Origin of the sequence: Amycolatopsis sp. CA-161197, assembly GCF_050942255.1 — a bacterium.
Lineage (GTDB): Bacteria > Actinomycetota > Actinomycetes > Mycobacteriales > Pseudonocardiaceae > Amycolatopsis.
On sequence record NZ_CP192059.1, the window covers coordinates 9,668,649 to 9,687,056 of the forward strand.

Annotated in this window: 20 protein-coding genes; 12 read left to right on the forward strand and 8 right to left on the reverse strand. The window is 71.0% G+C overall.

The annotated features are described in order from the left end of the window. The first annotated feature begins 49 nt into the window (after positions 1-49). The 3 genes from ACQPXB_RS45900 (at position 50) to ACQPXB_RS45910 (ending at position 1,625) form a co-directional block, all read left to right on the forward strand. The gene (locus tag ACQPXB_RS45900) at positions 50-553 is read left to right on the forward strand and encodes a VOC family protein (protein ID WP_366582401.1); all 504 of its coding nucleotides are present in this window, start codon (positions 50-52) and stop codon (positions 551-553) included. 37 nt (positions 554-590) lie between these two features. Continuing rightward, a complete protein-coding gene (locus tag ACQPXB_RS45905) occupies positions 591-992 on the forward strand; it encodes a CoA-binding protein (RefSeq protein WP_386950616.1) in 402 nt (133 codons plus the stop codon). A 75-nt stretch (positions 993-1,067) separates the two neighbouring features. Continuing rightward, positions 1,068-1,625, forward strand: a complete 558-nt coding sequence (locus ACQPXB_RS45910) for an NUDIX domain-containing protein (RefSeq protein ID WP_432848274.1) — start codon at positions 1,068-1,070, stop codon at positions 1,623-1,625. An 8-nt stretch (positions 1,626-1,633) separates the two neighbouring features. On the opposite strand, the gene ACQPXB_RS45915 is transcribed toward ACQPXB_RS45910, so the two are convergent. From ACQPXB_RS45915 to ACQPXB_RS45930, 4 genes are all read right to left on the reverse strand, one after another. Further along, entirely contained in the window at positions 1,634-3,040 is a 1,407-nt protein-coding gene (locus ACQPXB_RS45915; RefSeq protein ID WP_432848276.1) for a phosphocholine-specific phospholipase C, read from the reverse strand. After that, a complete protein-coding gene (locus tag ACQPXB_RS45920; RefSeq protein ID WP_386950609.1) occupies positions 3,037-4,179 on the reverse strand; it encodes an NHL repeat-containing protein in 1,143 nt (380 codons plus the stop codon). Before ACQPXB_RS45920 ends, ACQPXB_RS45915 begins: the two co-directional genes overlap by 4 nt. A gap of 68 nt (positions 4,180-4,247) precedes the next feature. Next, positions 4,248-4,916 carry a response regulator transcription factor gene (locus ACQPXB_RS45925; protein ID WP_432848278.1) on the reverse strand — a complete coding sequence of 223 codons (669 nt, stop codon included), beginning with the start codon at positions 4,914-4,916 and terminating at the stop codon, positions 4,248-4,250. A gap of 2 nt (positions 4,917-4,918) precedes the next feature. After that, positions 4,919-6,298, reverse strand: coding sequence for an ATP-binding protein (locus ACQPXB_RS45930; RefSeq protein WP_432848280.1), 1,380 nt, complete (start codon positions 6,296-6,298; stop codon positions 4,919-4,921). A gap of 313 nt (positions 6,299-6,611) precedes the next feature. Between ACQPXB_RS45930 and ACQPXB_RS45935 the strand changes: the two genes are divergently transcribed. The 3 genes from ACQPXB_RS45935 to ACQPXB_RS45945 all read left to right on the forward strand — a co-directional run bounded on the left by ACQPXB_RS45935 (position 6,612) and on the right by ACQPXB_RS45945 (position 10,300). Beyond that, a complete protein-coding gene (locus tag ACQPXB_RS45935; protein WP_366582396.1) occupies positions 6,612-7,385 on the forward strand; it encodes an IclR family transcriptional regulator in 774 nt (257 codons plus the stop codon). Between the two features lie 249 nt (positions 7,386-7,634). Beyond that, complete coding sequence (locus ACQPXB_RS45940) at positions 7,635-9,320, forward strand: L-lactate permease (protein WP_432848282.1); 1,686 nt, start codon at positions 7,635-7,637, stop codon at positions 9,318-9,320. A 110-nt stretch (positions 9,321-9,430) separates the two neighbouring features. Further along, complete coding sequence (locus ACQPXB_RS45945) at positions 9,431-10,300, forward strand: thermonuclease family protein (RefSeq protein ID WP_386950599.1); 870 nt, start codon at positions 9,431-9,433, stop codon at positions 10,298-10,300. A 7-nt stretch (positions 10,301-10,307) separates the two neighbouring features. On the opposite strand, the gene ACQPXB_RS45950 is transcribed toward ACQPXB_RS45945, so the two are convergent. From ACQPXB_RS45950 to ACQPXB_RS45960, 3 genes are read right to left on the reverse strand one after another with little or no spacing between them, the layout of a single operon-like run. Then, complete coding sequence (locus ACQPXB_RS45950) at positions 10,308-11,567, reverse strand: RNA polymerase sigma factor (RefSeq protein WP_432848284.1); 1,260 nt, start codon at positions 11,565-11,567, stop codon at positions 10,308-10,310. Positions 11,568-11,613: 46 nt separating this feature from the next. Next, positions 11,614-11,964 carry a YciI family protein gene (locus ACQPXB_RS45955; RefSeq protein ID WP_366582392.1) on the reverse strand — a complete coding sequence of 117 codons (351 nt, stop codon included), beginning with the start codon at positions 11,962-11,964 and terminating at the stop codon, positions 11,614-11,616. Further along, positions 11,964-12,392, reverse strand: coding sequence for a YciI family protein (locus ACQPXB_RS45960; RefSeq protein ID WP_366582391.1), 429 nt, complete (start codon positions 12,390-12,392; stop codon positions 11,964-11,966). The genes ACQPXB_RS45955 and ACQPXB_RS45960 overlap by 1 nt, the downstream gene beginning before the upstream one ends. 154 nt (positions 12,393-12,546) lie before the next feature. Between ACQPXB_RS45960 and ACQPXB_RS45965 the strand changes: the two genes are divergently transcribed. From ACQPXB_RS45965 to ACQPXB_RS45990, 6 genes are all read left to right on the forward strand, one after another. Next, complete coding sequence (locus ACQPXB_RS45965; RefSeq protein WP_432848287.1) at positions 12,547-13,587, forward strand: small ribosomal subunit Rsm22 family protein; 1,041 nt, start codon at positions 12,547-12,549, stop codon at positions 13,585-13,587. Between the two features lie 4 nt (positions 13,588-13,591). Continuing rightward, positions 13,592-14,164 (forward strand): dihydrofolate reductase family protein, encoded by a 573-nt coding sequence (locus tag ACQPXB_RS45970; RefSeq protein WP_366582389.1) that lies wholly within the window; start codon positions 13,592-13,594, stop codon positions 14,162-14,164. A 191-nt stretch (positions 14,165-14,355) separates the two neighbouring features. Continuing rightward, positions 14,356-15,207 (forward strand): SDR family NAD(P)-dependent oxidoreductase, encoded by an 852-nt coding sequence (locus tag ACQPXB_RS45975; protein ID WP_432848289.1) that lies wholly within the window; start codon positions 14,356-14,358, stop codon positions 15,205-15,207. Between the two features lie 66 nt (positions 15,208-15,273). Beyond that, positions 15,274-16,032 (forward strand): maleylpyruvate isomerase family mycothiol-dependent enzyme, encoded by a 759-nt coding sequence (locus tag ACQPXB_RS45980; protein ID WP_432848291.1) that lies wholly within the window; start codon positions 15,274-15,276, stop codon positions 16,030-16,032. Positions 16,033-16,115: 83 nt separating this feature from the next. Beyond that, complete coding sequence (locus ACQPXB_RS45985; RefSeq protein ID WP_432848293.1) at positions 16,116-17,276, forward strand: sensor histidine kinase; 1,161 nt, start codon at positions 16,116-16,118, stop codon at positions 17,274-17,276. A 28-nt stretch (positions 17,277-17,304) separates the two neighbouring features. Next, entirely contained in the window at positions 17,305-17,955 is a 651-nt protein-coding gene (locus ACQPXB_RS45990) for a response regulator (RefSeq protein WP_432848294.1), read from the forward strand. Here ACQPXB_RS45990 and ACQPXB_RS45995 read toward each other — a convergent pair. Then, complete coding sequence (locus ACQPXB_RS45995; protein WP_366582384.1) at positions 17,836-18,399, reverse strand: RDD family protein; 564 nt, start codon at positions 18,397-18,399, stop codon at positions 17,836-17,838. The genes ACQPXB_RS45990 and ACQPXB_RS45995 overlap by 120 nt on opposite strands. Positions 18,400-18,408 lie beyond the last annotated feature (9 nt).

Consider the following 18,408-nt stretch of genomic DNA (forward strand, 5'->3'; position numbering starts at 1 on the left):
TGAGGAGTAGCTTTTGAAGCACCAACCCCCTGAGAGGACGTGACCGGAGATGGCACCCACCGAGACCGAAGTCGCGAAGCTCGCCGAAGCCCGTGACCAGCTGCGGGACAAGCACCTCCACCCGGCCGCCGTCCGGCCCACGACCGCGGGCCGCGGCATCCACCACACCGCCCTGCTCTCCAGCGACGTCGAGCGGACGATCAGGTTCTACCAGGACGTGCTCGGCTTCCCGCTCACCGAACTGATCGAGAACCGGGACTACCCGGGTTCCAGCCACTTCTTCTTCGACGTCGGCAACGGCAACGCGGTCGCGTTCTTCGACCTGCCGGGCCTCGACCTCGGCCCGTACGCGGAGGTCCTCGGCGGCCTGCACCACCTCGCGCTGTCGCTGACGCCGGAGAACTGGGCCGCCGCGCGCACCCGTCTCGACAAGGCCGGCGTGAAGTACCTCGAAGAGAGCGGCACGTCCATCTACCTCACCGACCCGGACGGCGCGCGCATCGAGCTCATCGCCGACGACCTGGGTGAGATGTACGGCTCGAAGATCGGCTGACGCGGAATCCCTTGTTCGCCAACAACGTTCCCCCATCATGCAACCTGAAGAAATCCTCGCGAACGCCACGACGATCGCGGTGGTCGGCCTGAGCCGCGACCCGGCGAAGGCCGCGCACGGGGTGCCCGCCACGCTGCAGGCGCACGGTTTCCGCATCATCCCCGTGCACCCGTCGGCCACGGAGCTGCTCGGCGAGAAGGTCTACCGGGCCCTCAAGGACATCCCGGAGCCGGTGGACCTCGTCGACGTCTTCCGCCCGGCCGCCGAGGCCCCGGGCATCGCTGCCGACGCCGTCGCCATCGGTGCGAAGGCGCTGTGGCTGCAGCAGGGCATCGTCTCCGCCGAGGCGAAGCGCATCGCGGAGGAGGGCGGGCTCGAGTACGTGGAGAACCGCTGCACCGCGGTGGTCCGCGCGGTCGCCGCGATCTCGAAGAACTGACCGCGGCGGGCTAGGGCATCATCGACGCGTAGCAGCGTCCACCGGCCGAGGCGCGCTCCTGGCCGGCGAGGCACCGTGACCGACGAACAGCCCCACCACCGCGGCGACCCCGCCGTTTTCGCTGCCGACCTGCAGGCCGACGGCGAGCCGGAGGCCGAGTTCAACCCCGGTATCGCCGGGCGGCTGCCCCGCAAGAACGTCGCCGCCGGCGCGCTCGTGCGCGACGGGGAGGGTCGGCTGCTGTTCGTCGACCCGACGTACAAGCCGTTCCTGGAGATCCCCGGCGGCATGGTCGAGGACGACGAGTCCCCGCTCGCGGCCTGCCACCGCGAGGTCCGCGAGGAGCTCGGCCTCGACCTCGCGCTGGGGCGGCTGCTGCTCGTCGACTGGATGCCGACCCACGGCGTCTGGCGCGACAGCCTGCAGCTGATCTTCGACGGCGGCACCCTCAGCCCCGCGCAGGTGCACGCGATCGAACCGGCCGACGACGAGCTCGGCGGCTTCGAGTTCCTGGACCTCGCCGCGGCGGAACCACGGCTTCGGCCGTCCAAAGCCAGGCGCGTGGCGCTCGCGTACCAAGCCCTGCTCGCGGGCGAGACTTTCTACGGCGAGTTCGGCCGCTCAGCGCAGTAGCGCCGGGCTCAGCTCGGCATCGACTGCGGCCCGGTCGGCACCGACGGCGCCGGGTTGTCCCGAACCTGCACCTGCACCTGCGCCTGCAGCAGATCCGCCGTCGTCGCCGGGTAGTGCAACGCGCGGTTGTCCCGCGGGTACCGCGCCGGCTGCCGATCGAACCGGAACGCCGACGTCAGGTCACCGACGGTCCGGCGGCGCCAGGCACTGATGTGCGGCTCCCGCACCCCGAACCGCGCCTCCAGCAGCCGGATCAACGACGTGTGGTCGAACGTCTCCGAGCTCACGTACCCACCGGCCGTCCACGGCGACACCACCACGGTCGGCACGCGGAAACCGAGGCCGATCGGCACGCCGCCGACGAACTCGTCCGGGGTGCCGGCGGGCGGGGTCGGCGGGGCGACGTGGTCGAAGTACCCGTCGTTCTCGTCGTAGGTGAGGATGAACGCCGTCTTGGCCCACACGTCGGGGTCGGCGGCGATCGCGTCGAGCTTCGACGCGATGTACTGCGCGCCGGCGGCGGGCATCCAGTTCGGGTGCTCGGTCTGCGCCGAGGGCGCCACCAGCCACGAAACGGCGGGCAGGTTGTCGTTGCGGGCGTCGTGCTCGAACCAGCCCGCCGACTTCTTCACCATCGCGTTCTTGTACGGCGGCGACGACTTCGGCGCGTCCGCGAACTGGCGGAACCAGGCCAGCGCGTTGTCGTCGTAGTTGTCCTCCTCCTGGTAGATCCGCCAGGAGACGCCGGCCTCGGTGAGCCGCTCCGGGTAGGTCTTCCAGGACAGCGCCGGGTTGTCCGACGACATGAAGTTGGTGTTCGCGGGTCCGCCGGCCGTGCCGTGCGGGTCGATCCACCCGGTCCACAGGTAGAGCCGGTTGGGGTTCGTCGGGCCGATCACCGAGCAGTGGTAGTGGTCGCAGACCGTGAACGCCTCGGCGAGCGCGAAGCGGAACGGGATGTCGTCGCGGTCGTAGTAGGCCATGGTCTTCGCGCCCTTGGCCTCGATCCAGCGGTCCAGCTTCCCGTTGTTCCACGCGGTGTGCTGGTCGGTCCAGTCGTGCGGGAGACCCGGCGTGGCCTGCGCGCTCGTCGTGCGCGTGTTGTAGTGGAACGGCAGCAGGTAACCGTCGGGGTGGCCGCTGTAGGGCTGCTGGAAGACGGAGTTCCCGCTCGGCAGCTTCATCGCGTGCGGGTCGGCGAAGCCGCGGACGCCGTCCATGGTGCCGAAGTAGTGGTCGAACGAGCGGTTCTCCTGCATGAGGATCACGAAGTGCTCGATGTCCTCGAGCCGTCCCTTCCGGCGCGCGGGCTCGGCCAGCGCCTTGCGGACGTTCTCCGGCAGCGCGAGCGATCCGGCCGCGGCCGCGGCCGCCGCGGCGGCACCGAGGACCCGGCGCCGGGTGAACTCGCTCACGCTCTCGCTCCAAAGTGGACGATACGATCGTTTCCGGTGTCCGCCACGAAGATGCGGCCCTGCGCGTCGACGGCCACGCCGAGCGGGAAGCTCAAGGCGCCGGGCCCGTCGGTGCCGAACTCCGCGCGGTACGGGCCGGTGGTGCGGAACTGCGCGACCCAGCCGTAGTCGGGGACGGTCACGTACGCGTCGCCCTGGGTGTTGAGCGCGACGCCCGCGGGGTTGGACAGACCGCCGAACTCGCTGTTCTGGCCGCCGCCGATGGAGCCGATCGCCTTGCCGTCGCCCGAGTAGTGCACCACGGCGACGCTGCCGCTGGCGGCGCGGCCGTTCTGCACGATCCACGCGCCGCCGGCGCCGTCGCTGACGATGCCCTGCGGCGAGCTGACCTTCTCGGTGATGTCAGTGAGCGCCTTGCCGGTGAGGGTGTCGAAGCGGGCCACGCGCTGGTGGCCGGTGTCCGAGACCAGCAGCCGGCCCGCGGTGTCGATGGCGACGCCACGCGGGTTGTCCAGCTGCCCGGCGCCGTACTCGCGCGCGAAGCCGCCCCACCAGGAGTACTGGACCACGCGGTTGTTGCCGGTGTCGGCGACGTAGACGTTGCCGGCGTGGTCCACGGCCACGGCCTGCGGCGCCTTGAACCGGCCGGCGAGGACCCGCACCAGGCGGCCGTCGCGGGTGAAGGCCTGCACGCGGTCGTTGCCGGTGTCGGCGACCCAGATCTGGCCCCGCGGGTCGACGGTGAGGCCGGCCGGGCTGCTGAACTGCGCCGGCCCGCGCCCGCTGCGGCCGAACGCGCCCTGGTACACGGGCGGTGGTGTCTGTGGCGTCGGGCGCACGACGAAGCGCACGGGTTCGGCGAGCCAGGCGTAGCCGTCGTTCGCGAGGTAGAACGCGACGTAGTTCCCGGGGCCGAGCGAGCCGGTGGAGAACGAAACGGTGCCGCTCGCCGGCGGGGTGTACTCCCACAGCGTCGACGGGCCGACGTAGGACTGGTCGACGGGGCCGTCGCCCGGGTCGGAGTAGAGCCCGACCCAGTTCTTCGGGGTCACCGACGACTGGGGCGTCGTGTACGTGAAGGTGATCAGCTCGCCCTGCTCCACAGAGGGCGCACTGCTGACCAGGGTGCCGGTAGCCACGGGCACAGCATCCACTGGCACGCCCGTACCAGGAAAGCCGGGGTGGTGGGTGTTCAGGAAGAGTTCGCTCAGGTGACGAGCCGGTAGCCGACCCCTCGGACGGTCTCGATGGTGTGGGTGCCGAACGGCGCGTCGATCTTGCGGCGGAGGTACCCCACGTAGACCTCGACGACGTTCTCGTCGCCCTCGTAGTGCGCGTCCCAGACGTGGCCGAGAATCTCGTTCTTCGTGAGCGCCGCGCCCTGGCGGCGGAGCAGGAACTCGAGCAGGCCGAACTCGCGCGCGGTCAGGTCGATGCGCTGCGCTCCCCTGTGGACGGTGCGCGCGGCGGGGTCGAGTTTGAGGTCGCCGGCCGCGAGCACGGCGGGGCGGGCGGGGGCGCCTCTCCTGAGCAATGCCCGCAGCCGCGCGACGAGGACGACGAAGGAGAACGGCTTGGACAGGTAGTCGTCGGCGCCGAGGTCGAACGCGTCGGCCTCGTCGTACTCGCCGTCCTTGGCGGTCAGCATGAGAACCGGGGTCCAGTTCTCCTTGGCGCGCAGGCGTTTGAGCACTTCGTAGCCGGAGAGCTCGGGGAGCATGATGTCGAGCACGACGGTGTCGTAGTCGTGCTCGGTGGCCGACCACAGGCCGTCGGGTCCGGTGTGGACGACGTCGACGGTGAAGCCCTCCGCGACGAGTCCCCGCCGCAGGGTTTCGGCGAGCTCGCGCTCGTCCTCGACGATCAGCAGCCGCACGGTCAGTCCTCCTCGAGGCGGGGCAGTTCGATCCGGAAGTGGGCGCCCGGGTAGCTGGGGTCGGTGACGTCCACGTAGGACGCCTGGCCGCCGTGGCGCGCGGCGATGCCCGCGACGATCGGGAGGCCGAGCCCGGTGCCACCGTGGCCGCGCTGGCGCGAAGCGTCGAGCCGGACGAACCGTTCGAAGACGCGCTCGCGGTCCTCCGGGGCGACACCGGGGCCGTCGTCACTCACCTCCACCACGGCGGTGGTTTCGTGGACCCAGCTGGCGATGCGGACGCGTTCGCGGGCATGACCGCGCGCGTTGTCGACGAGGTTGCGCACGGCCCGTCTCAGCTGAGCTTCGCTGCCGCGGACCTTGGCCGGCCCGGCGCGGACCTCGATCTTGATGGGACCTTCGGCGCGGATGCGGTGGGCCTCGGCGCGGACGATGTCGTCGAGGTCCACTTCGGTCGTCGCGGGGCGCTCGGTGGTGTCGTCGGTGCGGGCGAGCATGAGGAGGTCGTCGACGAGTTCGCGCAGGCGCGCGGTTTCCCGGGTGATGACGGGGACGAGCTCGCCGGTCGTCTCGGGGTGGCGGCCGGAGACGTCGAGAGCGGTGCTGATCGTCGAGAGTGGACTGCGCAGCTCGTGGCTGGCGTCGGCCACGAACCGGCGTTGCGCGGCTTGGGCGGAGTGCAGGCGGTTGAGCATCTCGTTGAGGGTCACGGCGAGGCGGTGGACCTCGTCGTTGCCGGGCGGCAACGGAACTCTCGCGGTGAGGTCTCTTGTGGACACTTCGGCGACGGTGCGGCGCATGCGTTCCACCGGCCGCAGGGCCGCGCCGACGGAGCGGTAGACGGCGAACCCGGCGATGGCGAGCAGCGGCAGGGAAATCAGGGCCAGGAGGAGAGTGAGCCGGGTCGACGCTTCGGTGACGGGTTCGAGGGATCTCGCCGAGATGACGGTGTAGGGCCCGCCCGCCCCCCGGACGCCTTGGGAGACGACGCGGTAGTCGGCGCCGTCGCCGTTCAGGTCCAGTGGCAGGGTCTCGACGGTTTCCTGGCCGGGGGCGGGCCGGTCGCCGGTCAGCGGCGGGTGACCGGTGATGGCGGGGTCGCCCGCGATGGGCCGGCCGGTCCTGTCGAGCACCTGAGTGACGGCCTCGGTGTCGCCGGTGCTGGCGACGTCGCTCGCGGACAGGTCGCGCGAGCCTTCGCGGACGAGCTGGATGGCGACCTGGCGGCCGGTGCTGCGCGCACTCTCCGTCACGCTGCGGTCGAGCGACTCTTCGAGCAGCACGACGACGACCACACACGCCACCGCGATGGCCAGCGCCAGCACCACCACCGCGACGGCCGTGGTCCGCATCCGGACACCGATCACCGCTCGCACCCTCACGTACGCAGGGTAACGATTTCCGGTTCGGGTGCGGTGTTCGCTCCTCGTTTCGCTCACCCCGGATCGTCTGTCCTGTTCGGACTGTTTACCCGGGCGGCGCTGTGGTTTTGCTGAGAAGGCGATTGTTGTTGCGTGGAATGCTTTGTTAGTCGTCCTAACGATCGGAGGTTGAACCATTCAGGGCAACCTTGACCTGCCACAATACGAAAGTAGGTCAAGATCTTCCGTCCATACATCGGAGCTGTTAGCGTCCAACCCCGCTTAGCGGAAACACGTGCCGGTGAGCGGGAATTTGGGCGAAGGGGCGATCGACGTGACGGAACGAGGGCTGGACCAGAGCGGCACGCTGGAGCGCGGGCTCGCGGTGCTGGAGCACGTGGGGCAGCACCAGGAGATTTCCACCAACGCGATCGCGAGGCAACTGGGGCTCTCGCGCAGCGCGGCGTACCGCATCGTGGGCACCCTCAAGCGGCTCGAATACCTCGAAGCGGACACCGTGACCGGTCGCGTGCGCCTCGGCACCCGCCTCGTCGAGCTCGGCGCCCGCGCGATGGCCGCGACCGACCTGCACCGCTGCGCGCCGCGCTACCTGGCGTCGCTGGCCGAACGCTCGGGCGAGACGACGTACCTCGCCGTGCCCGACAACGACACCATGGTCTACGTCGCCACCGAACGCAGCGCCAGCGCCGTCACGCTCGCCTGCCGCCTCGGCACGCGCCGCCCCCAGCACGCGACGTCGCTGGGCAAGGCCTGGCTCGCGGCGTTGCCCGAGATCGACCGGGTTGAGCGCGTCCGCCGGATGAAGCTCGACAGCCTCACGCTCAAGACCATCATCGACCCCGGCCGCCTCCTCGACGACCTCGCCCGCACCAGCCGCCGCGGCTGGGCCATCGACGACGTCGAGAACGAGCCCGACGTCGGCTGCGTCGCCGCCGCCGTCCGCGACCACTCGGGCCGCCCCATCGCGGCCATCAGCGTGGCCGGCCCGGCCCCGCGCGTGCTGCGCCGCGTGGAGGAACTGGGCGCGACCGTGGCGGGGACTGCCGCGGCGCTGTCGCTCCGGCTGGGGTACGTCCGGAGCCGGTAGGCCATCGGCCGGACATCCGACGAAGCGCACAACCCGAAGCATCGAGCCCGCTGTCACCGCACCCGGCTCGACCCCTCAGCTGGCACGCGCCGCGGTCGACTCCGCACCGCAGCCCGCAACGACCTGACACCCGCCGCCACCGTAGGCCGGCTCGGCGTCCGCCGTGGCCGGGAAGGAAACGAAAGACCCTGGGTCTCCCGGAACCGCCGCCGTCGGGAGGGCCGGGCGGATCAGCGAAGGGGCTGACGCGTGACCTGGATCCAGGATTACCAACCGGCGGGCGGGCTGTGGGTGTCCGCGCTGCTCGCCGCGCTGCCGATCATCGTGTTGCTGGTGGCGTTGGGTGTCGTGAAGCTGTCGGCGCACCTGTCGGCGGCGTTGGCGCTCGTCACGGCGCTCGGGGTGGCGCTGCTGCTCTACCGGATGCCGGTGGGGCTCGCGCTCGACTCCGCCGTGATGGGCGTGGTCTTCGGGGTGTGGTCGGTGGCGTGGATCGCGTTCCACGCCGTGTACTTCCACAACGTCACGGTGACCACGGGCCGCTTCGACAGCATCAAGCGCGTGCTCGCCGGGTTCAGTGAGGACCGGCGGCTGCAGGCGTTGCTGATCGCGTTCAGCTTCGGGGCGTTGCTGGAGGGCGTCGCGGGTGGTGGGTCGCCGATCGCGATCACGGCGGCGATGATGGCGGCGCTCGGGTTCCCGCCGGTGAAGGCCGTGGTGCTGGCCCTGCTGGCGAACACGGCGCCGGTGGCGTTCGGCGGGCTCGGGAACCCGTTGATCGTGCTCGGCCGCCTCACCGGGCCGATCATGCACCTCAAGCCGGAAGACGCGACGGCGGCGTTCTCGTCGATGGTCGGGCGGCAGGTGCCGTTCCTGGCCGTGATCATCCCGGCGTTCCTGATCGTCGTGCTGGCCGGCTGGAAGAAGATGCTGGAGGTCTGGCCCGCCGTCGTCACGGCCGGGCTGGCGTTCGCGCTCATGCAGTTCGCGGCGTCGAACTACATCAGCGCGAGCCTCGTCGACGTGCTCGCCGCCCTCGCCGCGATGGCCGCGCTCTACGTGCTCACGCGGTTCTGGCAGCCGAAGACCGTGTGGCGCTTCGAGGGCGAAGAACCGGTGAAAACGTCGGCGAGCCTGGGCGCGGCGAAGGCCGAACGCGGCGCGCTCTACGCGTGGACTCCGTACGTGATCCTGATCCTCGCGATCTTCCTGTCGCGCATCGGCACGATCTTCGCGCACCTGCCCGTGTGGTTGGACCTCACGAAGCTGCTGCACAAGGCCGACTGGGTGTTCGCGTGGCCGGGGCTGCACAACCACGTGATCCAGCACGCGCCCATCACGCCGAAGGACATGCCGTACGCGGCGACGTTCACCGTCGACTTCCTCTTCTCCCCCGGCACGGTCGCCCTCATCGCCGCGGTGATCGCCGGCTTCGCGATGGGCGCACGGCCGAAGCAACTGGTGCGGACGTACCGCGCCACGTTGCACCAGATGCGCTGGGCGCTCGCGACGATCTTCATGATCCTCGCCATCGCGTTCGTGATGAACTACTCCGGCGCCACGCAGACGCTGGGCCTCGCGCTGGCCACGACCGGCTTGCTGTTCCCGATCTTCTCCGCCTACATCGGCTGGCTCGGCGTGTTCCTGACCGGCTCCGACGCGTCGACCAACAGCCTTTTCGGTCCCATGCAAGTGATCTCCGCCCAGCAGCTGCACCTCAACCCCGTGCTGGCCGGCGCGACGAACACGTCCGGCGGCGTGATGGGCAAGATGATCTCGCCGCAGAACCTGTCGATCGGCGCGACGGCGATCGGGCAGAGCGGCAAGGAAGGATCACTGCTGCGCCAGACGTTCCTGTGGTCACTCGCGCTCACCGCCGTGGTCGGCGTGATCTCACTGCTGCAGGCGACCGTGCTCGGTTTCATGATCCCCTGACGGGAATTGCTCTTTTCGGGGCAACCAGTCACCGTCCACTGTGGGCGGTGACTGGGCTGTCCGGATGAAAACCGGACACACCCGGCTCCGCGCGACCTACCGTGGTGCACATGCCACTGACGCTGATCAAAGGCACGTTCCAGCTCCTCGGTGCCGCACCGGACGGCGACTCCGTGCGGTTCTACCCCGACGACCCGGCCGCGACGAAGAAGGCCGGCCTGCGCGTCCGCCTCAACTCCCGCGGCGGCATGCAGCTGCGCCTCGACGCCATCGACGCGCTCGAAACCCACTACCGGCCGCGCGGCGGCGAGATGCTGCACCAGCCGGCTTCCCTCGGCGCCGCCGCGGCCGACCGGCTCGTGTCGCTGCTCGGCTTCACCTCCGTCACGCGCGGCGAAGACGGCATCGTCACGGCCGCGAAGCCGGAGAAGGTCTCGGGCCACATCCTCACGCGCTTCGCCGACAAGTACGGGCGCGCGGTCGCGTTCGCCTTCCCGGGCCAGCGGCCCGGCCGTTCCGTGGACGGCAGCGAGGTGTTCCTCGACACGAAGACGTTGAAGAACTCCGTGAACTTCCAGCTCGTCTCCGAGGGTCTCACGTATCCGACGTTCTATTCGCTGTTGTACGTGGATCTGCGCCAGACCCTCGCGGACGCTGCGGTGTCGGCCCGCGCGTCGGGCAGCGGCGTGTGGGCTTCGGACGTGACCACTTCGGGTTTCCGGCTCCGTTCTCGGGCCCAGTTGCAGGATGAGCTCGTACTGCTGCCCAAGCTGTTCCGCCGGCTGGCGGATTACCTCGCCCTGGACGAGACGGGCGGCGTCTCGCTCGCCGGCTTCGCCCACTTCCTCGACACGCGCGACGACCGGCTGTTCACCGTCCCGGATGGACAGTCGACGGAGCTCGCCACGCTGGTGGAGGTGAAGCGGCAGACGGTGAAACTTCTCGTGCCGCCGGAGCGGATCGTGTTCGTGGAGGCTTGACGAACGCTCAGCAAGCCGCCGCTCGGTCCAACAACAGCGTGCGTTCGCGGGCATTCCCCGTCATGTCCGCCGCCCGCTCGAACTCCGCCTTCGCTTCGGCCAGCCGGCCCAGCTTCACCAGGAAATCCCCCCGAACGCTCGGCAGGAGGTGGTAGTTCTTCAACGCCGGCTCGTCCTTCAGCTTGTCCACGAGCTCAAGACCGGCTTCCGGCCCCTCGGCCATCGACACCGCGACCGCCCGGTTCAGCTCGATCACCGGCGAAGGTGTCAGCTGCGCGAGCCCGGTGTACAGCGCGGCGATCCGCGTCCAGTCCGTCTCCTCCGGCACGCGCGCCCGCGCGTGACACGCCGCGATCGCCGCCTGCGCCGAATAAGGCCCGTACGCGCCCTCGGCCAGTTCCTCCGAACGCGCCAGCGCCGCGAGCCCACGCCGGATCAGCAACTGGTCCCACCGGCCCCGGTCCTGTTCCAGCAGCAACACCGGCTCCCCGGACGGACCGGTCCGCGCGGCCGACCGCGAAGCCTGGATCTCCAGCAGCGCCGCCAAGCCGTGGACCTCGGGCTCCGTCGGCATGAGTCCCGTGAGCACGCGGGCCAGCCGTAGGGCGTCCTCGCACAGGCCGGGGCGCAGCCAGTCGTCGCCGCGGGTGGCGGAGTAGCCCTCGTTGAAGATCAGGTAGATGACCTCCAGCACGGACGACAGGCGGGCCATGCGCTCTTCGCCGACGGGGACCTCGAAGGGCACCTTCGCATCGGCCAGCGCCTTCTTCGCGCGCACGATCCGTTGCGCCACAGTGGATTCCTTGACGAGGAACGCGCGGGCGATCTCGTCGGTGGTGAGCCCGCCGAGCATGCGCAGCGTGAGGGCGACGCGCGCCTGGGTGGGCAGCACCGGGTGGCAGGCGGTGAAGACCAGCCGGAGGATGTCGTCCTCGATGTGTTCCTCGTCGAGGACCGCGTCGAAGTCGGCGAGGTCCGGCTCGAAGGCCTGCTGCTCGCGGCCGAGTTCGTCGAGCTTGCGGCCGAACGTCTCGTTGCGGCGGAACTGGTCGATCGCGCGGCGCTTGGCCGTGGTCATCAGCCACGCGCCGGGGTTGCGCGGCACGCCGGTCTCCGGCCACTGCTCCAGCGCCGCGACCAGCGCGTCCTGCGCGAGCTCCTCCGCGAGCCCGACGTCGCGCACCATCCGCGCGAGTCCCGCGATCACCCGCGCCGACTCGATCCGCCAGACCGCCTCCACGGCACCGTGCGTCTCCACGGAGCCCATCAGACAGGCTGGCCCGCCCGAGGGCAAGCCTCGGGCGGGCGCGGCGTCACGGAACGAGCGGCCTGATCTCCACGACCCCCGCCTGCAGGTCGGGGTTCGGCGCGCGCTTGAGCAGCTCGACGATCTCCGCCACCGACTCCCCCTGCAGGATCCACAGCCCGGCCACGAGCTCCTTCGTCTCCGCGAACGGCCCGTCGACCACCCGCGGCTGCGGCTCGCCGTCGAAGTAGACCAGCCGCGCGCCCTGCGAACTCGGCGCGAGGCCCTCGGCCTGCACGAGGTGCCCCGACGCCGCCAGCTCGTCGTTGAACTTCGACATCTGCGCCATCAGTTCGGCGCTCGGCATGACGCCGGCCTCGGAGTCGGCGTTGGCCTTGACCATCACGAGAAAGCGCATCAGGCGTTCTTCGCCGCTTCCGCGCGCAGCTTCTCCTCCGCCTCACGCAGCTCAGGCGTCAGGTTGTCGCCGAAGTCCTCGGCCTCGGCGATGCGCCGGATCTCGATCTCGTGGTGCGCGCCGTCCGTGTTGGGCACGCGCTTCACCCACTCGATGACCTCTTCCTTCGACTTCACCTGCAGGATCCAGAAGCCCGCCACGAGCTCCTTGCTCTCGGCGAACGGGCCGTCGATCACGGTCGGCTCGGCGTTGCCCGCGAAGCGCACGCGCGCCCCTTCGGCGCTCGACGTGAGGCCCTCACCGGCGAGCATCACGCCCGCCCGCACGAGCTCCTCGTTGAACTTCCCCATCTCGGCGAGCATTTCGGTGGTCGGCAGCTGGTTGGCCTCGGACTCTTCGCTCGCCTTCATGATCACCATGAACCGCATTTGGGAGATCCTCTCTCTTCGGTTTTGCCGTCACCCCTGCGTCGAACGGGCGGCCGCTGGATCGACAAGGCGCCCGAACTTTTTTCCCGCGGCCGAAACTAGCAGGTCAGGCAGCTGCTTGGGGGACAAATCGGGCGTGGGAGAATTCTCGGTCGTGGCGCACCTCCCCGAAGACCTGCGAACCGCCCTCGACGACGAGCTCGGCCGCTTCCCCGAATCCCGGCTCGCCCAGGCGGTCGACAAGCTCAGCTCGCGCTACCGCTCCGGCGAAGCCGCGACGGCGCCGATCCTCACCTCGGAGCTCGACGTCGCCGCCTACGCGGGCTACCGCATGCCGGCGACGTACGCGGCCGTCAGCTCCGTGCTCGGCGAAGTGGCCGCGGCCGCCCCCGGGTTCGCGCCGCGCACACAGCTCGACATCGGCGGCGGCACGGGCGCGGCCATCTGGGCCGCGGCCCGCGCGTGGCCGACGCTGGAGAAGTGCACCGTCGTCGAGCAGGTCGCCGGCGCGCTCACCCTGGGCCGCAAGCTCGCGGCGAGCGCCGAAGACGCGGCGGTCCGCGGGGCGACGTGGCAGCGCGGGCTGATCGACCCGGCGTCACCGCTGCCGGCGGCCGACCTGGTGACTCTGTCGTACGTCCTGGGCGAGCTGCCGGAACGCACGCGCGACGAGGTGGTGCGCTGGCTCGCCGCGTCGGGTGGCGCGGTGGCGCTGGTCGAACCCGGCACGCCCGCCGGGTTCGCCCGTATCCGCGCGGCTCGCGACGTGCTGCGCAGCCTCGGCCACACGGTGCTCGCGCCCTGCCCGCACGACGGCGAGTGCCCCATCAAACCCGGCGAGGACTGGTGCCACTTCGCCGCGCGCCTGCCGCGAAGTGGCGTGCACCGGCGCATCAAAGCGGGCACGCTGGGGTTCGAGGACGAGAAGTTCTCCTACGTCGTCGCGGCGCCGGCGGGCGTCACGGCCGACCGCGCCGACGCGCGGATCCTGCGGCACCCGCGCAAGCACAAGGGCTTCGTGCAGCTCGACCTGTGTACGGTGGATGGCCTCGCTTCCGGCGTCACCGTGTCCAAACGCCACGGTCCCCGCTACCGCGCCGCGCGCGATGCGGAATGGGGCGACGCTTGGATTACCGCTGCGAATACCGCAGCCACGAACACCGAAACCACGAACACCGGGACCACAAAGGAGTAGTCCGATGGGGAAGGTCGTCGCGGAGATCAGCATGTCGCTCGACGGGGTCGTCGCCGGCCCGGGCACGGACACCGACAACCGCCTCGGCCGCGACGGCGAGCTGCTGCACACGTGGATGGCGCACGGCAACGAGACCGACCACGACGTGATGGCCGAGTTTTTCACCGACACCGGCGCGTTCGTGCTCGGGCGCACCACGTTCGACATGGGCATCGACGTCTGGGGCCCGGACGGCGCCTTCGAGCGACCGGCGTTCGTCCTCACCCACCGCGCGGCCGAACCGCTGGAGCGCGGGAAGACCACGTTCACCTTCGTCACCGACGGCCCGGAAGCCGCGCTGGCCCAAGCGCGCGAGGCCGCGGGCGACCGCGACGTCGTGGTCATGAGCGGCTCGGCGATCGACCAGTACCTGCGCCTCGGACTCGTCGACGAGCTGCGCCTGCACCTCGTGCCCCTGCTGTTCGGCGAGGGCGTGCGCCTGTTCGACGACCTCGCCGACCACCGCGTGACGCTGGAGCGCACCGACGTCGTCACCACCCCGACGATGACGCACCTGACCTACCGGGTCACTTCCTGAGACCGCACGGCGTAGCTGTCGAAGTGAGTAGCACAGTCGCGCACTTCCGGGGCCCGCGAAGGAAACGCGGTGGCCCGACGGACACAACGTGTTCCCGAAAGCCTCGGTCACCACACCGCCGGTGCCACCGCGGACCAGCTCCTCCTAGCCTCGCGCTCGACTTCCCCCACCGCGCGAGTTACTGGAGGCAGATGAGTGCTGCCCGTCGCTGGGTCGTCACCGGCGCCTCCCGAGGCTTGGGCCGGGCGCTGACCGAGGTCGTGCTGGATCGCGGTGACCGGGTCGTCGCCGCGGTCCGGCGGCGCGAGAGCATGGCCGACCTCGCGCAGAAGTACGGCTCGCAGATCGAGGTCGAGCAGCTCGACGTCGGCAACCTCGCGGCGATCGACGACGTCGTCGGCCGGGTGCTGGCCCGCGGACCGCTCGACGTGGTCGTGAACAACGCCGGCTTCGGCGTGATCGGCGCACTCGAGGACCAGAGCCCCGAGCTCGTACAGAGCCAGCTCACCACAATGCTGCACGCACCGATCGCGATCACGCGCGCCGTGCTGCCCGCGCTGCGCGAGCACGGCGGCGGGCACATCTTCCAGATCTCCAGCATGGGCGGCCAGATGGCCTTCCCGGGCAACACCGTCTACAACGCGGTCAAGTGGGGCCTGGAGGGCTTCAGCGAGTCGCTCGCCCAGGACGTGGCCCAGTTCGGCATCCGCGTCACCATCGTCGAGCCGGGCGCCATCCGCACCGACTTCCACCACTCGGCGAGCTTCCCCGAGGGCAACCCGGCCTACCAGGAGGGCGCGGTCGCGGCCGTGCGCGGCTACTTCCGCACCGCGGGCCTGGACCTCTACCAGGGCGACCCCGGCAAGGTCGCCGGCGCGATCCACGACCTGTCCACCCAGGAGAACCCGCCGCTGCGCGTCCCGCTGTGCAGCGACGCCTTCGACGCGTTGACCGCCACGCTGCAAGGCCGCCTCGACGCCCTCGCGCCACTGGAGTCGCTCGCGCGGTCCGTCGCGATCGATCCGGCCCCGGAAGAAGCCTGACCCACCGTGTCCGGTCGGCGGCCCCGGCTCCGACTCCATGGTGAACCGAACCGGAAGGACGCCACCATGGACTTCGAACGCCGGGCCGCCGAGATCGTGGCGCAGACCGAGCTGCTGCGGACCACCGCAACCGGCGCTGACCTCGCAACACGGATCGCCGCGTGCCCGGACTGGAGCCTGGGCCAGCTGCTCAACCACGTCGGGGCGGGGCACCGGTACGCCGAGGGAATCGTGCGCACGCGTGCCTCCGAGGCCCCCGCCGATGACTACCTGCGCAATCCGGGCCACGAAGTCCGGCCGGGCAGCTGGCTCACCGACGGCGCCGAGGCCCTGGCGACGACCTTGCGCGAAGCCGGGCCCGACGCCGAGGTCTGGACCCCCGTCCCCGCCGGAGCGCCGCGGGCCGCGTTCTACGCCCGCCGCTTCCTGCACGAGACGGCCATGCACCGCGCCGACGTGACGCTCGCCCTCGGGCAGCCCTTCGAGCTCGACGGCGACCTCGCCCACGACACCCTCGACGAGTGGCTCGAACTCGGCTCCCTGCCGGTGATGTTCGACTACTTCCCCGAGCGCCGCGCGCTGCAGGGACCCGGCCACACCGTCCACCTCGCGCCGACGGACCACGCGGCGTCGTGGACCGTCGACCTCACCGGCGACCTGCCCGCGTGGCACCGCGGCGCCGTCGAGAACCCGGCCGTGACGGCCGAGGCGTCGCTGACCGACCTGCTGCTGATCGTCTACGGCCGCGTGCCGGCCACCACCGCGAAGCGCACGGGCGACACGGCGTTCCTCGACACCTGGCTCTCGCTGGTGAGTTTCGGCTGAATCCCGCGGCTCAGCCTCACGGCCGAGGCACTTCGCACCCGCGCAGGAGGCGAAGCGCGCCCCGGCACGAGACGATCAGGACCATGACCACCCAGCGCGTGGGCCCGCGCATCGCCCTGGTCGCCGAGATCGCGGCGCTCGTGGTGCTCGTGGTGCTCGACGCCGTGGTGTTCACGCGCTCCGGCTCGGCGCAGGGCACGCTCGCGCTGATCGCCGTGGACTTCGCGCCCGGGCTCGGGCCGGTGGTGGCCGTGCTCGCCGTGCTGCGCCGCCGGTTCCCGGACCACGTCGCGCTCGTGGCGACGGCGGTGTCGTGCCTGTCGCTGCTCGGCACGGCCGTCACAGCGGGCGTCGCGGCGCTCGGGCAGCGGCTTCCGGTGCAGCCCAGCGGTGCCGAGTCACTCGCGATCGCGCTGGTCGTCGGCGCGTGCTGCCACCGGCTGCAACGGCCGCCCGCGGCGACGTTGTCCGTCCTCGGCGGGATCGCGGCCGTGGCGGCGCCGGTGTTCCGCTACGGCATCGGCTCGCCCGCGGCGCTGCTCTCGGCCGCCGCGGCCGTCGCGTGGGGTGCGGCGCTCGCGATCGGCCTGCTGTTGCGCGACGCCGACGCGCGGGCCCGGGCCGAAGCCGTCGAGGTTCGCGCGGCGGAGCGGCTGAACCTCGCGCGCGAGCTGCACGACCTGGTCGCACACCAGATCACCGGCATCGTCGTGCGGGTGCAGGCCGCGCACCGCGTGACCGAACGCCAAGGCGGTGACACCAGTGCGTTCGCCGAGATCGAGCAGGCGGGCGCGGAGGCGCTGGCGTCGATGCGCCGGCTCGTCGGCACGCTGCGCACCGACGGCGAGAACTTGTTCAGCCCACCGTCCGGGCTCGCTGCGGCCGTGGACCGCGCGGTGCCCGACGACGGCACCGTCACCCTCGACGTGCCCGGCGACCTCGGCGGTCTCAACGCGACGCCGGAGGTCGTGACCACTGTCCACCGGCTGATCACCGAGGCCCTCACCAATGTCCGCCGCCACGCGCCGCGCGCCACCGACGTGCGGGTGAGCGTGCGCCGCGACCAGCGCGACCTCGTGGTGGAGGTCGGCAACGACGGTGCGGCCAAGCCCGCGCGGCCCGGCGGCTACGGCTTGATCGGCATGACCGAACGCGTCACCGCCGTCGGCGGTACGGTTTCCGCGGGCCCGGCGGCCGGGCACCGCTGGCTGGTGGCCGCGCGGCTGCCGCTCGAAACGGCCTGAGCAGAACAGCCTGAGCAGGAGGATCCCCGTGCCGGTGACCGTGTTGATCGCCGACGACCAGGCGATGGTCCGGACCGGCTTCCGGCTGATCCTCGAAGGTGAGCCGGACATCGAGGTGATCGGCGAGGCCGCCGACGGTCAGGACGCCGTGCGCCTCGCGCGGCAGCTGCGCCCGGACGTCACGCTGATGGACATCCGCATGCCCGGTATCGACGGGCTGCAGGCCACGAAACTCCTGGCCGGCCCGGACGTCGCCGATCCGCTGCACGTCGTCATGGTCACGACCTTCGGGCTCGACGAGAACGTCCACGCGGCCCTGCGCGCCGGCGCGTGCGGTTTCCTCTTGAAGGACGCGGGCGCGACGCTGCTGATCGAGGCCGTGCACGCGGCCGCGCACGGCGAGGCGCTCGTCTCCCCGGCCATCACCACGCGTTTGCTCGCCCACTTCGTCGGCAGTGCGAGCAAGGAACGGTCCGAACCGGACAGTCCGCTCACCAACCGCGAGTTCGACGTGGTGAAAGCCGTGGCGGGCGGCCAGACCAACGCCGAGATCTGCGAGTCACTCGTCCTGTCGCTCTCCACCGTGAAGACTCACCTCGCGGCCGCCCAGCGCAAGCTGCGGGCTCGCAACCGCACCGAGATCGCCATCTGGGCCTGGGAGACCGGGCTCGTCCGCTGAAGCTGCGACGCGCACGACCATGGTCCCCGCGACCAGGTCACCGAGGCGTTGCCGGCGGGGGCTGACCAGCATGATCACCACCCCCGCAAGGCCCCAGCAGAACCCGTCGACCACCATCAGCACCGCGCGGATCACGTAGGCGCGCAACGGAGGCCGGCCGCCGTCGGGCAGCACCACGCGGATCCGCAGCCAGCGCATCGCCGGCGTCTGGCCGCGGTGGCGGTGCGGCCACCAGATCTCGAGGTACAGACTCGCGAGCACCCAGATCCCGAACGTCGTGAACGCCACGACCTCGATGAACGTGAGCAGCGAGCCGGGCGGGGGCACGTAGAGCACGACGAGCACCGCGACCACCGCCACGGGCACGGTGGCGAGCAGCTGGTCGAGCACGCGCTGCACGACCCGTCGGCCCACCACGCCGGGGCCGGGCGCGGGAATGGTCATGTCCTCAGT

Excerpts from the sequence above, each read along its gene's own strand:
- ACQPXB_RS45900 (WP_366582401.1), top strand. The coding sequence starts at position 50 with ATGGCACCCACCGAGACCGAAGTCGCGAAGCTCGCCGAAGCCCGTGAC.
- ACQPXB_RS45905 (WP_386950616.1), top strand. The coding sequence starts at position 591 with ATGCAACCTGAAGAAATCCTCGCGAACGCCACGACGATCGCGGTGGTC.
- ACQPXB_RS45945 (WP_386950599.1), top strand. The coding sequence starts at position 9,431 with ATGCCACTGACGCTGATCAAAGGCACGTTCCAGCTCCTCGGTGCCGCA.
- ACQPXB_RS45950 (WP_432848284.1), bottom strand. The coding sequence starts at position 11,567 with ATGGGCTCCGTGGAGACGCACGGTGCCGTGGAGGCGGTCTGGCGGATC.
- ACQPXB_RS45955 (WP_366582392.1), bottom strand. The coding sequence starts at position 11,964 with ATGCGCTTTCTCGTGATGGTCAAGGCCAACGCCGACTCCGAGGCCGGC.
- ACQPXB_RS45960 (WP_366582391.1), bottom strand. The coding sequence starts at position 12,392 with ATGCGGTTCATGGTGATCATGAAGGCGAGCGAAGAGTCCGAGGCCAAC.
- ACQPXB_RS45970 (WP_366582389.1), top strand. The coding sequence starts at position 13,592 with ATGGGGAAGGTCGTCGCGGAGATCAGCATGTCGCTCGACGGGGTCGTC.
- ACQPXB_RS45975 (WP_432848289.1), top strand. The coding sequence starts at position 14,356 with ATGAGTGCTGCCCGTCGCTGGGTCGTCACCGGCGCCTCCCGAGGCTTG.
- ACQPXB_RS45980 (WP_432848291.1), top strand. The coding sequence starts at position 15,274 with ATGGACTTCGAACGCCGGGCCGCCGAGATCGTGGCGCAGACCGAGCTG.
- ACQPXB_RS45985 (WP_432848293.1), top strand. The coding sequence starts at position 16,116 with ATGACCACCCAGCGCGTGGGCCCGCGCATCGCCCTGGTCGCCGAGATC.
- ACQPXB_RS45995 (WP_366582384.1), bottom strand. The coding sequence starts at position 18,399 with ATGACCATTCCCGCGCCCGGCCCCGGCGTGGTGGGCCGACGGGTCGTG.